A 15,737-nucleotide genomic window follows, 5' to 3' on the forward strand; every position below is an offset into this window, starting at 1 on the left:
AGCGAAAAACGCCGCAGGGACAATACAATGCAGAATGCCCGCATAACGCTTCACCCTAACCAACAGCGCATCCAAGTGCAGGTTGATGGCATTCTGTTGGCTGACTCCACCAATACGCTTGAACTTCGCGAACACGGCTACCCGCCACGCCATTACTTTCCACGCGAAGACGTGCGGATGGATTTACTCACCGTTTCAGAAACCACCACTTATTGCCCCTTTAAAGGGCGTACTTTGTATTTTTCGCTGGGTGAAAGTCTGGATATTGCTTGGAGTTATGTGGAGCCGGTTGAGGGTATGGAGGCTATAGCGGGTAGAATGGTGTTTTATGAGGATGTGAGCGAATGACTCTTTTTGACCCTAAGCTTTCATTCCGAACAATTCAGTAGGCGAGCAAATTTCGGAGACGTAGCTTAATGGGGGTTAGTAATTATATCTATCAATGACTTTTAGTGTATTTTGCAGTGAGCATTTTTTGGGTGAATATATTGGCATATTCATCCGACCATAAGGTGAGAAGTCTAATACGCTGTTATGTTTTGATATGGCCGTTTCACATTTGCAAAATTATGGATGACTATGTCTGATACAAAAAATGATACTAACTCAGGAGTTGAAGCTTTAACTGGGTTTTCATTTCAAAGAAATAGCGCCATATTTCTTGTATTAGAAAACTATGACTTATTGGTTGGAAGTGAGTTTTTTATCTGTATAGAGCATCATGATGATGTGATTTTTGCTGAATTTAACAACTCAAACGAGATTAGTAAAATTAAAGCATATCAAGCTAAAAAGTCTTCCTCTGAATGGATGCTCGGAAAAAAATTAGCTGAAATACTTGCTAAGATGACAAAAGTTGGTAGTGATCTTGCAGACGATGAAATGTCCAAGAATACTGGTTATTCACAGGACTTGATTTTTTTAACGAATAAAAGCATTAGATTGAACTGTGGGAGTAGAAAAAAAGAACAAAAATTTAGTGAGATAGTAAAGGAGAATAATGTATTTGTTTGCTATACCAATCTTCATGGTAATATTCAGAATAATATATTAACAAAGCTTGATGGTTTTTCATTTGAAGTTCAGCAGCTTGAAAATGTTTACTTTAAATATATAGATGTCGCAAATACCGATAAGTCTCAAAGAAATCAACTTTCAGGCATGTTGTCAGACTTGTTTCAAGATAAAATATCAGACCCGAATGCCGCTCTAAATCTTCTGCTAAAATTATTTAGAGAGGTTGAGACGGTCTATAATCAAGGAAATAAAAGTAAGTTGCTCGATATTAGCAAGAGAGTTTATAGTAAAGATATATTTAAAGCTATAGATGTAATCTGCAGCAAAGCAAAAGCGTTTAAATTATGGCGCGAGAATGCTAAAGAATTGTCGGAATTTCTTCAGATTCCAATTAGCAGAAGTAGCAACTATACAGAGTATCTGAATGACTGCTTTGATTATTTTAAGGATCTTAAGCAGGTTGAGTTTCAGAAGATTTATCATTTTGTTGATGATAACAGAGATGTTGATGAGTCTTCATATTCGCATGCAGATTGCATAAAAAAAATTAGTGAAAGATTCACAAGAGATCATCAAACACAATTAAATAAAGTATTGGTATCTTTTGCTATAGTAGCCGCTTATGTAGAAACTAGGAATGCAATATAATGTTAGTTAAATTTAAAAGTTTGCTAGTGTTTTCTGAAGAAGGTAAGAAGTGCTTCTATACGGATTTTTCTGATGGAATCAATATTGTCAAAGGAAAGAATACATCTGGAAAAAGCACACTGATCCAGTCAATTATTTATAGCCTCGGTATAAATGATGGCAATGATAAATTACAGGAAATTCTAGATGAGCAGCTTATATTTCGTCTTGACCTAGAACGAACCTTTAATGGTAGCATTAGCACAATTACTTTAATACGTGACAGCCAGTCTTTCTTTATATATGAAGCAGGAAAAAGTGCGTTTCGATTTGATGGTATTAATTCAGACAACGCGTCCGAGCATATAAAGCTTAAGGAAAAAATATCTTCTATATTTGGATTTAATTTGGCGCTTGAGAGTAAGGAGGAACTAAAAGAGGCTCCTTTGGAAGTAATGCTTCTTCCTTATTATATATCACAATCAGTTGGCTGGGTGTATTTAAGGGAGTCTTTTAGCGGCTTAAATTTCTATAAAAATTTTAAGTTTTATTACCTTGATTACTATTTAGGAATCACTTCTGATATCGACAGGATTTTGCTACATAAATTTTTGCGAAAAAAAGCGGAGATTGTTCGAGAAATAGAATTTCTAGAACAAATGAAGAATAATGATGAAAATCTTCAGCTTTCTCAATTGCTTGATGAGGAGTTTAGAGGGGAAGCAGTGAAATACCTTGAAGAGTACTCGGAACTTAGAGAAAGTCTAATAAAGGAAGAGACCCGTCATATTCATTTATGTAATAAAAAAAGTTTGTCGCTCAACAGAAAAATTATTCTTAATAGAATTAAACGCAATATTTCACATCAGCGACCCGAAATAGATGCTTGCCCTGTTTGTTCTCAAATATTACCAAACTCTCTTGAAGCAGTATATATACACCAGCAGGATATAAATGATACAGAGAGTGAAGTTTATACGGTTAAAGCGGAAATTGCCGATTTGCAGGCAAAAATCAATTCTACATTTAAAAAATTAAAAAAAATAAGTGATATAGTGGAAAGAAAGTACTCTGTGATTAAAAACTATCAATCTTCTAGCTCAACAGTTACGTTTGATACTTGGTTAGATCACAAGTCAAACATGAAACTTATTGGGAATATCAACTATTCATTATCTGAAAAGGCTATAGAGCTAAAGGGGATTCTAAACGATATCGATAGTTTCGGTATTGATCAAAATGTTGAAAGTATTAGACATACTAAGGAGCAGATTTTTCTAACTTACTTTCAGAGATGCCTTTCAGATTTGAACCTATCTAATTTTGACGAAGCAAGATATAAACAATTATACAAAATCAATTCATTTCCTTGTCAAGGTGTTGAGTTACACAAAACCGTAATTGCATATCATTTTTCTCTAAATAAGTTAATAGCCAATACGCAAGGAATTCACCGCTTTCCATTTATTCTTGATGCTGTGATGAAAGAAGATATCGATGAAGAAAACAGAAGGATAATCTTTAAGTTTCTTAACGATCACGCCCCTAGTGATACACAAATGATTTTTTCGGTTTCAGAATCTTTGTCGCACTCAAAAGATGATGATAGAACTACAAATAATATTGAGTTAGTAAATAAAAATTATTTTTCAGGTAAGGGGAAAATTATTCAAATCGGCAATGGCGATTCTGAAAGATCATTTCTAAATAAATATGGCGGAGAGTATGAAGAGTTGATTCAGAAGACATTGAGAATGATTAATATTTCTTAGAGTATTTTTCTTTTATTTTAATGCTTACACTGAATTTGCTACATAAAAATACCAAGCACAGTGACGGAATTTTCGTTGTGGTTTCGGCAAAACCACAATGCTGAGTGTTGGCACTGTTAGTGAATAAAAAAATTACTATTAAACACTCATTAAGGATTTATATGTCACGAAAACCCATATTGAAGTCTGAACTACAAACCTTCTCAAAAAATTTTGACACATCCTATGAAGATAGGGCAGTTGCTGCTCGGGGAAATTTCCTGCAAGCCTACCCAATTCAAAAACTAAAAAGTCTTTCAATTGAAGAATATGTGATCGGAAAGGGTACTGCTTCGTTTTGCGCATGTGTCGAGGTAAAAACTAAGGCTTGGGCAAGTATACAGGGTGCGACGGCTAATAAATTTGGAATTTATTATGGTAAAAAGAAATCTGATCCAAAGATGCAGTATCGATATACTATGAAATTTGGGAAGAATAAAAACGAAGCGTTTAATGCAGTAAAATATTCTCTATTAAATTTGATAGAAGCAGGAAAATCTCTGAATTTTAGAGAGATAGATAATAATCCTCTTTCTCAAATGTTTAAGGCCAAGATATTAAGTCTTTACTTCCCGGGTTCTTATTTAAATATATGCAGTTCTGAACATATTAAGAAAATAGCTATGGAAATGAATATTCCAGAAAAAAAATTTATAAGTGAGTATCAGCACTTATTGCTCAAGGAAAAGCTTAAAAATAATTTTTCAAAGGATTGGAGTAATCCTAAGTTTATGTCGTTTCTGTATGCAAAGTTTATTCGAGGCGATTTGATTGATATCCTGCATAATGCTATCAAACCTCCACGAAAAAAAGTGAGGCGAAAAGTAAATTTTGAAGAAATTTCTGCGAATCGTGATGCTATAGGAAAAGCAAGTGAGAAATTCGCAATTGACTGGGAAAAGAATCGTTTGATTGGTCTTGGCTACACAGATTTGGTCAATAAGATAGAAGATAAACGCGATATTCCTTCCTATGGTTATGATTATCTTTCTTACCACTCCCCTGGTCATAAAAGATACATTGAGGTTAAGTCTGTAGGTAGAGATAGAAAAGAAGACTGTTACCGTTTTTACCTTTCAGAGAATGAGCGGACAATCTCAATTACCGAGAAAATTTCTGATGATTACTATTTTTACCTAGTATTCTTTGATAAAAATGGTGAGCCTTTTGATGTGCTGGCGATACGTGCTAAAGAATTCTATTTAGAAAGTGAAACTACACCATGTGCTTATATAGTGCGATTTGATATGAATAAGATAAATATTAATCCCTAACAGTTACTGCGATGGCTATTCCATTGCGGTTCCGGCTCCCTTCCACCGCCATGCTTGCTGTAAGCGTTATATCAGTGCCACCCGAAAGACTTCTTTTGGCCGAAATCCGACACCGACAAAGCCACTGGTGTCGGTTTCAATTAACCTCAACCCCACTAACCCTCATCACCTCCCTTACCACAGCCTCATCCAACACCCAGCGAATGCCTTCCACCACTGTGAGCCATTCGCTGGCGCGGGTGATGCCGGTGTACACCAGCTCACGGGCAGGATGTGGTTCAGCGTCGGCGGTAGCAGTAGATCTTTCTGTAGGACCTCCAAGCCTTGTGATTTGTGTACTGTCATCGCAAACACGGTTTCCACCGCGTGCAGGCGGGAAGGCTGCACCCAGCATAGGTTTTGCAGTAGCTGGTAGGAAAGGCCTCTCTTAACAGCTTTTGTTGCAGGTTGTGTGAGTCGGGCACGATAAGGGTAATGCCGATATCGCCGTTCATCAGTTTCAGGTCGTAGTAGTTTTGGATGATGTCGCCAGCAGAAAGGCCTCGTACCTTTATTTAACTAGTGAGCAGCGAGGCCTAAATATATCGATATGTTAGTCAGGAAGAACTGCAGCCTGCAGGCTTGTTTACGCTGAAGATGCCATCTGATTTCAGTGCTATCAACTGCAGCAGTAATCCAAGCGCCGCCACGGATGCAGCAGCAAAAGGCAGTGCCCACCCTTCCAACTGGAAGGCGAAGATCAGGCCACCAGCAGCGGCACCAATCGCGCTGCCCAGGTAAAGTGCTGATTCATTGAGTGCTACGGCTACATTGCCACCGCCAATTCCTTCACGTGCGGATATCAACTGATTGTTCTGTGGCACTTGTAGCGCCCAACCCACAGCTCCCCATATAGCAATCGGCACCATTGCCAGCCAGGCATTAATACCTGCGGTGAAGGGTAGGGCTGCTAGGGAGACGGTCAGCATAAGCATGATGATGGTAACGAGTTTTGGTCCGCTAACTCGATCTGCTATTGGGCCAATAAGGAAACTGCCCACTACGCCGCCGATCCCCCATACCCACAGCCAGGGAGTGATATTTGAAATACCACCAAAGCTTTCATTAGCCATGATGGGCGCGATATAGGTGTAAAGCTCAAGGCCAGATACCGCCGCCAATAGGGAAACTGTCAAAATCAAAGTGACTTTAATGTCTTTAAGGATGGCAAGTTTTTCCCTTAGGATAGAGGCTTCGGAGGCGGGAAGTGCCGGGAGCTTTAGTGCCAAGCCCACCATTGAGACCAATCCAAGAATAGCAATAAGAGCTCCTTTCAAAACTGTCTAATGAGCCGTTTAAAGCAAATCAGTGAGCAACCCAGCAAAGTGAACGCATAGTGGATATCAGTACGCCGCTCATATCGTGTTGCGAGTCGATGCATCTGTTCCAGCCAAGCGAAGGTTCTTTCAACCACCCAGCGATGGCTTCCCAGTCGCTGAGTGTCTTCCACACCGCGTCTGGCTATGCGCGCCTGGATATGGCGTCTACTGCAGGCACGGCGACAGCGAGCAAAGTCGTATGCCTTGTCGGCGTGAAGCTTACGTGGTCGCTGGCGAGGGCGACCAAGACGACCTGCGACGGGGGTTACCGCGTCTAACAGGACTGATAGGGGAACGCTGTCATGCATATTGGCCCCCGACAGAACGACCGCCAGCGGTGTTCCCTTTCGATCCGTCAGTAGGTGCCGTTTAGTCCCGGGTCGCCCACGGTCTGTCGGGTTTGGGCCGATGGCTGATCCCCCTTTTTTGCCTTAATGGAGGCACTATCCATACAGGCACGATCCCAGTCTAGTTGTTCAGCTTCTTGCAGGTGTTCCAGCAACGTCTGATGAAGCTTTTCCCAGACACCGGCTTCATGCCAGTCACGCAGCCGTCGCCAGCAAGTGACGCCGGAGCCGCATCCCATTTCTTGAGGTAACATCTCCCAAGGGATACCTGACTTAAGCACAAACAGGATGCCGGTCAAGGCGGCACGGTTGGAAACACGTGGCCTGCCACCATCAGGCTTAGGTGGTTCAGGTGGCAAGAGCGGCTCGACAATTTCCCAGAGCTCATTAGGTACAATCTTCTTAGCCATAGTAGCTAAGCTAGGTATGTAGACGAGCTATTTCAAGGGTTTTGAAAGGAGCTCTAAGGGGGTGACGTCGCACCTGCCCTAAAGTACAGGTGGTTGGAAGAAAGGAATTGAACTAATTTTTTAAAGTAACTTACCTATTAAAAAATTAATCGTTGTTAAAAGGAGTCGAATAGTGAAAACAGGAATTATAGATTCAGATGCTGAAAAAATAAAAGTTAATAGCTGGAATGAGTGGGATCCTCTTAAAAGAGTAATGGTTGGTCGTGCAAAAGGTACAATGGTTCAAGCACCTGAACCAGCTGTAATAAGGGATTGGCCTAATGAAGGTTTTCCAAAAGGGTCTTATGGATTGGTTCCTGATGAATTAGTTGATGCAGCAGACGAACAGTTAGATAACTTGGTTAAAATTTTAGAAAAAAAAGGAGTTAAAGTTGACAGGCCTTCAGATTTTGACTTCGCACAAGAAGTTAGTACACCTGATTGGAATCAGAAATCAATGTTTGGATGTATGCCTCCACGAGATGTTTTAGCTGTAGTTGGAAATGAGATTCTAGAGGCAACCATGTCCCAACGTAGCAGGTGGCATGAATATTTATGTTATAGACCATTGATAATTAATTATTTCAAAAATGACTCTAAAATGAAATGGGAGGCCGCTCCTAAACCTAGGCTGTCTGATGAATCGTTTAATAAAAATTTTTGGGAAAAATATGAAAAATTAAGTAATGAAGAAAAATTAATAAAGGTTAGAGAAAATGATCTTATTTTAACTGATGAAGAACCACTATTTGATGCTGCGGATATCTCAAGATTAGGAAAAGATTTATTTGTTCAACTTTCGCTTGTAACAAATAAGTTGGGCTATAAATGGATTAAAAATCACTTTAAAGATCACAGAGTCCATGCAGTGACATTTGATAATTATTACCCACAACATATAGATGCAACATTCGTTCCTTTAAAGCCAGGTATGGTGCTACATTGCGGTGAACGAACAGCGGATCCAGAATTAATTAGATATTTCGAAAAAAATGATTGGCAAATTATAAAGGCTGAAAAACCAAGCAAAACTTATAAAACGTTACCACGAATGAGTTTTTGCTCACCCTGGCTATCGATGAATCTACTTAGTATCGATCAAAATACTATAGTAGTCGAGGAGTCTGAAAAAATGCAGATTGAGCAATTAGATAAACTTGGATTTAATGTTGTGCCAGTTCCATTTTGGGATGTTGCACCTTTTGGTGGTGGGTTGCATTGTGCAACAGTGGATATAGAAAGAGAAGGAGAAATGGAAGATTATTTTCCAAACCGACATGGTAGGTTTTAATAAAAAAGGCTAATTATGATAAATTGTGATAAAGATAAAACAGTCTTTGAAAAACTTTCTACTTTGATGAGTAATATAAGGGTTGAGAATAAGAACGATTTTTATGGGGTGGGGTTAATAATAACCGACCATATAAATGGTTTGCCTGTGTATCAATTGCCTATAGCTAAAAAATATAATATTGGAAAATTTAAAACAGAAGCGATGCTCAAATGGACGTGCGGTTCTAAAGATGCTCTTCATGATGGATTTCATATTTTAACTTCTAATATGGATATTCTATTAAATAGTTGTTATGTCGCCGCTCCAATACCCGAATGCACAGATAAAATATTAAATAGCGATTTAGATATTGAAAAGATTGGAAGTAGATGGATCACAGCACTGTTCACTTCACTGATACCTGAAGTACATGCAACAGGAATAATTAGTGCATCAGGAAGTCAATATTTATTCGTTAATGGGGTTGTACATAAAGGAGTTGATTAATGCACAATATCGAACACTATCGTAGGAGTGCGCAGAAGAAATTACCTAAATTTGTTTTTGATTATTTAGAAGGTGGAGCATGCGATGAAATATGTGTCGGTAATAATATTTTGAGTATAAAAAAGATTAAATTAAAACCAAAAAATTTAAATGTAAAAAATAATAATAAAGTCGTATCCCTGTTAGGTGCTGAGTATCAAGTGCCTTTAGGATTGTCGCCAATTGGTTTGGCAGGTGTTTTTTACCCTAATGCTGATATTATTTTAGCAAAATCCGCTAAAATAAAAGAAATCCCATTTATTCTATCTACAGCATCAAATAATAGAATAGAAGATGTTATTAAAATAACTGAAGAAAAATATTTATGGTTTCAACTGTATGCCATGAATGAAAAAATAACTAAAAATTTATTAGAAAGACTGGTAAGTATTGGATGTAAAAACTTAGTGATTACAGTAGATGTACCTATTTCTGGGAAGAGAGAAAGAGATTTATATAATGGTTTTAAGCTGCCTTTTAAGTTATCGCACAAAAATATTTACGAAATTCTGTGCAAACCCAGCTATGTTAAAAATCATATTTTCAAACCAAGGCCAAAATTAGTTAATATCGAAGACTATATTGATACTAAAAATTCTTCACTACAAGCAAAACTGCTTAATAGAAGCATGAATGCCGATTTTGATATGGTAGATTTAAAAAAATTAAGAGATATTTGGCCCTACAATCTTATAGTAAAAGGAATAATGGATAAAGAAGAGGCTATCGACTGTGAGAGTATTGGTGTAGATGCAATAATAGTTTCAAATCATGGTGGTAGACAATTAGACAGCTGTATATCACCAATTGATGTAGTAAAAGAAATATCTGAATCTTTAAAAATACCAGTAATGATTGATGGAGGTATACGAAGAGGCGAAGATATATTTAAAGCAAAATGTTTAGGCGCACAAATGGTATTTATTGGACGACCAGCAATTTATGGACTTGCTTCAATGGGCGAAAGAGGGGTTAAAAATATATTAGACATATTTATTGACGAATATAAAGATACTCTTATGCTAGCTGGTTATAATGATGAAAGTAATTTGTTTGATTTCATATTTAAAGGTTGATTTAGCATGGAAATAGAAAAGCTGTTGTTATATTTTGTGGCCGACTTCACTGCTTACATTATACCAGGCCCAGCAACTTTATTAGTTTTAGTAGTAGTATTAACAAGTGGAAGGTGTTTGGGTTTATTTACTACTGCAGGAATATTGACAGCTGAAACAGTATATTTTGGTCTATCTGCTGCGGGATTGGGACTCTTGATAGTAAATAATGCAATGGTTTTCATGGCAATAAAATATTTGGGAGCTTTGTACTTAATATGGCTTGGTATTAAAGATATAAAAAATTCAATAAAATTATCAAATATAAAAACCCATAATCACAATAATGAAATTCAGAAAATAAAACCTTCTGATGCATATATTAAAGGTTTTATTATAAATATATCTAACCCAAAAGCTTTGTTAGTTTACATAGCTATACTTCCACAGTTTATAAATAAAGAAAATGGATTAGTGTTTCAAATAATAGTGTTATATATACTTGGCATGCTAGCAGGATTGATGGCTTTTATGGTTTATATAGTTGTGGCCGAAAAAATAAGATCTAAAGGAATTAGCGATGAAATCAGTAAAAAAATAGGTTTTATTAGTGGTTTTTTACTTATTATTATCGGTTTGTTTTTTGGTTTGCTTAGTTAGGAGCGTATAAATGATTGATTTAGGAATAGGACAGACAGAAAATTGCTTATTTTCTTCGGAAGAAGTTAAATGTTCCGCATTGAAAGTAATAAATCATTCAAATAATGAGGCATTTCAATATGCACCAGAAGAAGGGTTGTATCTCTTAAGAGTTGAAATAGCTAAATGGTTGACAATTAAAGCAAAAATGGAAGTGCTCTATAAAGATATTCTGATTACCAATGGAGCTTCACATGCGCTAGAACTTATATTGAAAATGATGGTTCCAAAAGGTGGGACTATAATTATAGAAGATCCAACGTATTTTTTTGCACTAGAAATATTCAAAGACTGGGATTTGAATATTATAACTGTAGGCTTAAATAATGGCGGTATAGATGTTGATGAGATAGAAGAAATATGTAAAAAAAGAAAAGTTGACTTAGTTTATACTATCCCTTTTAATCATAACCCTACAGGTATAACAGCAAATAAAAAAACAATAAATAAATTAAAAATGCTGGCAGATAAATTTGATTTTTATGTGGCTTCAGATGAGGTATACCGGTTTGTTGGAGATCCACAACCTCAAAGTATGTATACCGGCCATGAACAACGTATTTTCTCAATTGGTTCATTTTCTAAGATATTGGGCCCTGGCTTCAGATTAGGTTGGATAAATACGAGTGTCCAAAATATCTCTGACTTAGTTAAATGCGGTGTATTGATTAGTGGTGGAGGTGTATCACCATTAATGTCTTTAATTCTATCAAATATGTTGGAAACAGGGAAGGTTGATTCAATATGCAAAAAAACTTAATTATTCTTATGATGAACGAAGAGAAAGGTTAATCGATGTGTTTTCAAAAAATTTACCTATACATGTAAAATTCTACCCACCAACAGGAGGCTTCTTTGCTTGGTTAGAGATAGACAGCGAAATTAGTATAGATAAAATAAGAGAAAATCTAATAGAAAAATCAGTAGATATTATTAATGGTAGTCAATTCTCATTGAATAAGAATTTTTCTAATTGTTTAAGGTTAGGGTTTACTTTCTACCCCCCGTCACAGTTAGAGTATGCTTGTAAAGAAATTTGTTTAGCGATTAAAAAGGTGAATATATAATGATTAATCAATACTTAGCTTCATGTCTTAAGAACAGAGAGAGATCACCCTCAGAGATAATTGAAAGCGATTCACTGAGTTTGATGTTTACCTCTGAAGTAAATGACATTGATATAAAACAAGTTGAGCTTGCTCAGCAGGTGCTTAAAAAGAGGAGTGACTATAATGATCAAAGCAATAATGCCAATATCGACTATGTACGGTTACAAAAAAAATAGTTGAGAGGCATTTGGAAAATAGAGTTGGTTACTATGGAAATGACCAAGTAATAACGCTAAATGACTACAAAGCTTTAACAAATGAGAAAAGAGATACATTTGTAGTAATAAAGTTTATGGACGAGTCTCCTCATATTAGAGCAACATTAAAATCGATTCTTAATCAAAAATATGAAATGGAAAGACTCGTTGTCGTAGCAGTTGATAATAATTCCACTGACGGTTCGGATGAAATAGTTAAGTCAGTTATAAATGAAACAGTTACAGATGCAAGAATTTATTATGTGAATCAGTTTATGCCTGGGGGTGGTAATGCTGCTCGATATGGCGTAGATGCTTGCATCTCTACCATATACAATATGTGCAAGCTTGATAATGACTGGAGTCGTTTGCAACATTGCTCAATAGCAGTAACCGATGGTGACACTGTTTATACTGAAGGAGTGTTAAAAGAAATTGATTTTCAGCTTAAAAGTAACATCGATATAGATGGGGTTATGCCTTTTCTTATATACAAAATAACAAGTACAGTAAGATTCTTCAACAACTACGTGCCTCTAAGCGAAGATTTTTCAAATTTAGATCAAAGCCTTTTCATTAAGGTTGATTTCCCTCTTTGCGGATCTTTAGCTTATGAAGAATTAAAGTTATCAAATAGAATCAAATATTTTAATACGATTTTTTCTCGTGATGATTTTGCAGTTCATACTAATGAAAAATTATCTTATATAGTGCTTATAGATAAAGAAGGTAATAAAGCTAAACTGTATATAGATGGGCAGCTTCTTTTGGAACAATCTACGGTTTCAGGAGATGATCGCTCGCTTGTCTATCTAAACAATAATTATATTGAAAGAAACGAAAAATGGAAATGGCATACGTTAGTAGGCCATGATATTTTTTTACGTTCTCTTTACACAATGTTTTCTTTTCCTGAAGAAGCAATATTACCTGATACAAGCGATGCATTAAAAACTTTTAGGTGCTGGAGTTTTTCTATAGGTGGGCAACATCAATTATCACGACCTGGATTAAAAATTGTTACTGGAACTGACTATCAATCAGGACGTATACATAAAGCTGTTGGATGCAGGATTGTTTTAGCTAATGCAGAAGAATATTCTGAAACTGAGATAGATCGACTTGCAAAAATGATACGTAACTTCAATAAAAATCAAAATATATTTTATGGTGATGCGCGTTCTAGCAGCTTAGAAAGAGCTAGTGGTTTATATCTTCATATGACACGTATTCAAACTAAAATTGAAGAAGAAGTTAAAAAATATGATGACAATTTTTATAAAGAAACAGCTTTTCCTGAGCGTATTTTATTTCCTTTGCGTTGGGTTTTAAAAAACTCAATTCTTTTTTCAATATTATCAAGTCAGTCTATAAGCGAAGAGATAGAGAAATTAGTTTTCTTACCCCTCCTTGGTTTAAAAAACCTCAATGAAATCAAAAAAAATATATTGAATCATTCTTGTCAAAAAGAAATTATCTCCTCAGAACATGAGGCAAGGGAAGAAAAAGCCGAAAAAATAGCTGAAAAAATGATAGAGATGTCATTTGATCATATTATGTTTTTTTATAAGAAAGTACTCGGTGAATATTTTAAATTTTCTGGAGTTGATTCGGACGCCTATAAATGGCTGCTTGAGGATGTTGGTGACATTGAATGTGCATTATTAAAAGGAAAAATAGCTATAGACCCTGCAGAAGCATGGCGAAGTGAAGAATACGTCATAGACCAGGATAGAGGACAAGTTGTAGATATTTTTACAAGCAGAGGTAGTGAAAATGAACACTGAGAAAATTAATATTTACACAGAAATAGTTCCTTTTTCTAAAAGTATTGACTGTACTGTGGATGAAGGAGTTTATATTGATATCTATTTTCCAGAAAAAAAAATACGCAATGGCTATTCAATACTCGCTTTTCCTGGAGGTGCATATTCTTTTTTATCAGAAAAATCAGGTAAGGAGTACGGAGTTTGGTTTGCTAGTAAAGGTTTTACAGTATTTGTCTTAAAATTTAGACTTGGAAGCAAGGGCTATGATTTTAAATCAATATGTGTAGATGGCTATAGCGCTTACAATTACGTTAGCTCAAAAAGTAAAGAGTTTAAAATTGATCCCCAAAAAATTGGTTTAATAGGAACCTCTGCAGGTGCTCATTTAGCCGGAATAATGAGTACAGGGGCTGGTAATGATATTTTAAAACAGCATGGTGTTGATCAATACACCAATTTAGATATCAAACCAAACTTTTGCGTGCTTTGCTATGGTGTTTTATCCCTTCTCAACCCTATTGCTCACATTGAAACCAGAAAAAATTTTTTAGGTGATTATAGAGATTTATATGAATATCAAGAAGCATTTAGTCCAATAAATTATATAAATGAAAATAACCCGAGAAGTTTTTTATGGCATACATCTAGAGATGAAGAGGTTACTGTGGATAATACAATATTATATGCAAGGGAATTATTTAAAAAAAGCATACCATATGAGTTACATATTTATCAAAAAGGGGGACATGCTTTAGGACTTGCTCAGCATGAATGTCTTTATTGGGCAGACGATTGTGCTAGATGGATTGTTGATAATTAATTTTAAGTCGAGGTTTATATGTCTCTTTTGATGAATTTGATGAAAAAAATAGAATTAAAAAATGCTTATATTGGGGTTTTTGGCTTAGGCTATGTAGGAATACCACTATCCTTTACTTTCTTAAAAAGAGGGTATGGAGTAATTGGGTTTGATGTCAATCCAGAACGTATTATGAAAATTAACGAAGGAGTAAGTTATCTTTCAAATATAGAAAACGAAAAGTTTTTAGATGCTAAAAATAAAAATTTTTTTGCTACTTGCGATTTTGAATTGACACATTCTTTAGATGTATTGATATTATGTGTACCTACACCAATAGATAAAAATAAAAATCCCGATACTTCTTACATTGTTGAAGTCGTTAATACCATACTGCCTTACTTGAAAGCCGGTCAGCTTATAGTGCTGGAGAGCACTTCATATCCTGGTACTACTGAAGAATTGATCCAAACAAAACTAGAGATGAAGGGTTTCAAAATTGGAGAGGATTTTTTCTTATGTTATAGCCCTGAAAGAGAAGATCCTGGTAATTTACAATTTTCAACTTCTACAATTCCAAAACTGTGCAGTGGAGTTACTCTAAACTGCCTTGAAGTAGGCGTGGCGTTATATGAAACAGTAATTGAAAAAGTTATTACTGTTAGCTCTCCAAAGACTGCAGAAATGGCTAAATTATTAGAGAATGTATATAGATCTGTAAATATTGGATTAGTGAACGAAATGAAGATACTTGCTGATTTCATGGATATTGATATTCATGAAGTAATAAAAGCAGCAGCTACAAAGCCTTTTGGTTTTGTTGCATTTAAACCTGGACCTGGTTTAGGGGGACATTGCATTCCTGTCGACCCATTTTATCTTATTTGGAAGTCAAAAGAGTTTGATTGTACTTCTCGTATAGTAGATGCTGCTTGTGATGTAAATGATAGAATGCCAACGTGGATAGTAAATAAAATAATTCACTCGTTAAATATAAGGGGGGAAGTCCTAAATGACACAAAGATATTGTTATTAGGCATGGCATATAAAAAAAATGTATCTGATGTAAGAGAGTCTCCTTCACTTAAAATTTTAACACTTTTAATGAAATATGGCCTCTGCATAGATTATTGTGATCCCTATGTTGATGAGGTTGATTTGTCCATTCACCCTTACACAAGGCTAAAAGGTATTTCTTTAGACTATCAATGCCTAGTTAATTATAGTGCTGTAGTTATTGTTTGCGATCATGATATTTTCGATTATGAATTGATTTTAGAAAGGGCTAAATTAATTATTGATACTCGTGGTGTGTATAGTGGAAGTAATTTAAAAATAGTGAGTATTTAGTAGCTATGATCATATTGTTGCACATAAATTTCTCTATTTTTATAAATTAAAATGATG

At 35.7% G+C, this 15,737-nt stretch carries 16 protein-coding genes and 1 pseudogene; 14 read left to right on the forward strand and 3 right to left on the reverse strand.

Going from position 1 to position 15,737, the window contains the following annotated elements; all coding sequences use genetic code 11:
* Window positions 1-27 precede the first annotated feature (27 nt).
* The 4 genes from KO116_RS07795 to KO116_RS07810 all read left to right on the forward strand — a co-directional run bounded on the left by KO116_RS07795 (window position 28) and on the right by KO116_RS07810 (window position 4,729).
* Window positions 28-348, forward strand: a complete 321-nt coding sequence (locus tag KO116_RS07795) for a DUF427 domain-containing protein (protein WP_035556668.1) — start codon at window positions 28-30, stop codon at window positions 346-348.
* 231 nt (window positions 349-579) lie between these two features.
* The gene (locus KO116_RS07800) at window positions 580-1,665 is read left to right on the forward strand and encodes a dsDNA nuclease domain-containing protein (RefSeq protein WP_035556671.1); all 1,086 of its coding nucleotides are present in this window, start codon (window positions 580-582) and stop codon (window positions 1,663-1,665) included.
* A gap of 26 nt (window positions 1,666-1,691) precedes the next feature.
* Entirely contained in the window at window positions 1,692-3,416 is a 1,725-nt protein-coding gene (locus KO116_RS07805; protein ID WP_144408571.1) for a hypothetical protein, read from the forward strand.
* 161 nt (window positions 3,417-3,577) lie between these two features.
* Window positions 3,578-4,729, forward strand: a complete 1,152-nt coding sequence (locus KO116_RS07810; protein WP_035556677.1) for a DUF3883 domain-containing protein — start codon at window positions 3,578-3,580, stop codon at window positions 4,727-4,729.
* Between the two features lie 136 nt (window positions 4,730-4,865).
* Here the strand turns inward: KO116_RS07810 and KO116_RS07815 are convergent, their stop codons facing one another.
* The 3 genes and pseudogenes from KO116_RS07815 to KO116_RS24580 all read right to left on the reverse strand — a co-directional run.
* Window positions 4,866-5,123: an ATP-binding domain-containing protein gene (locus tag KO116_RS07815; RefSeq protein ID WP_035556680.1), complete on the reverse strand. Its 258-nt coding sequence runs from the start codon at window positions 5,121-5,123 to the stop codon at window positions 4,866-4,868.
* Between the two features lie 202 nt (window positions 5,124-5,325).
* Window positions 5,326-6,006 (reverse strand): MFS transporter, encoded by a 681-nt coding sequence (locus KO116_RS07820; RefSeq protein ID WP_052703745.1) that lies wholly within the window; start codon window positions 6,004-6,006, stop codon window positions 5,326-5,328.
* Between the two features lie 119 nt (window positions 6,007-6,125).
* Window positions 6,126-6,844 (reverse strand): annotated as a pseudogene (locus tag KO116_RS24580) (IS5 family transposase); the annotation flags it as partial.
* A 172-nt stretch (window positions 6,845-7,016) separates the two neighbouring features.
* On the opposite strand from KO116_RS24580, the gene KO116_RS07830 reads away from it, so the two are divergent.
* The 10 genes from KO116_RS07830 to KO116_RS07860 are packed head-to-tail and all read left to right on the forward strand — an operon-like array spanning window position 7,017 to window position 15,680.
* Window positions 7,017-8,174 (forward strand): serine/threonine protein kinase, encoded by a 1,158-nt coding sequence (locus tag KO116_RS07830; RefSeq protein WP_235272528.1) that lies wholly within the window; start codon window positions 7,017-7,019, stop codon window positions 8,172-8,174.
* Between the two features lie 15 nt (window positions 8,175-8,189).
* Window positions 8,190-8,663 carry a hypothetical protein gene (locus KO116_RS07835; protein WP_035556685.1) on the forward strand — a complete coding sequence of 158 codons (474 nt, stop codon included), beginning with the start codon at window positions 8,190-8,192 and terminating at the stop codon, window positions 8,661-8,663.
* Entirely contained in the window at window positions 8,663-9,778 is a 1,116-nt protein-coding gene (locus KO116_RS07840) for an alpha-hydroxy acid oxidase (protein WP_035556688.1), read from the forward strand. Before KO116_RS07835 ends, KO116_RS07840 begins: the two co-directional genes overlap by 1 nt.
* 6 nt (window positions 9,779-9,784) lie before the next feature.
* On the forward strand, window positions 9,785-10,417 hold the full coding sequence (locus KO116_RS07845) for a LysE family translocator (RefSeq protein ID WP_035556691.1): 633 nt from the start codon (window positions 9,785-9,787) through the stop codon (window positions 10,415-10,417).
* Between the two features lie 10 nt (window positions 10,418-10,427).
* Window positions 10,428-11,216, forward strand: a complete 789-nt coding sequence (locus tag KO116_RS07850) for an aminotransferase class I/II-fold pyridoxal phosphate-dependent enzyme (protein WP_035556694.1) — start codon at window positions 10,428-10,430, stop codon at window positions 11,214-11,216.
* A gap of 37 nt (window positions 11,217-11,253) precedes the next feature.
* Complete coding sequence (locus KO116_RS26065) at window positions 11,254-11,523, forward strand: aminotransferase class I/II-fold pyridoxal phosphate-dependent enzyme (protein ID WP_268762332.1); 270 nt, start codon at window positions 11,254-11,256, stop codon at window positions 11,521-11,523.
* The gene (locus KO116_RS24115) at window positions 11,523-11,741 is read left to right on the forward strand and encodes a hypothetical protein (protein ID WP_052703746.1); all 219 of its coding nucleotides are present in this window, start codon (window positions 11,523-11,525) and stop codon (window positions 11,739-11,741) included. Before KO116_RS26065 ends, KO116_RS24115 begins: the two co-directional genes overlap by 1 nt.
* A gap of 11 nt (window positions 11,742-11,752) precedes the next feature.
* Window positions 11,753-13,549 (forward strand): glycosyltransferase, encoded by a 1,797-nt coding sequence (locus tag KO116_RS07855; protein WP_144408574.1) that lies wholly within the window; start codon window positions 11,753-11,755, stop codon window positions 13,547-13,549.
* Window positions 13,539-14,351 (forward strand): alpha/beta hydrolase, encoded by an 813-nt coding sequence (locus tag KO116_RS24585; RefSeq protein WP_082072567.1) that lies wholly within the window; start codon window positions 13,539-13,541, stop codon window positions 14,349-14,351. Before KO116_RS07855 ends, KO116_RS24585 begins: the two co-directional genes overlap by 11 nt.
* Window positions 14,352-14,369: 18 nt before the next feature.
* Window positions 14,370-15,680 carry a nucleotide sugar dehydrogenase gene (locus KO116_RS07860; protein WP_035556696.1) on the forward strand — a complete coding sequence of 437 codons (1,311 nt, stop codon included), beginning with the start codon at window positions 14,370-14,372 and terminating at the stop codon, window positions 15,678-15,680.
* The last annotated feature ends 57 nt before the right edge of the window (window positions 15,681-15,737 follow it).

This window comes from Halomonas sp. KO116 (assembly GCF_000734975.2).
Classification (GTDB): Bacteria; Pseudomonadota; Gammaproteobacteria; order Pseudomonadales; family Halomonadaceae; genus Vreelandella; species Vreelandella glaciei.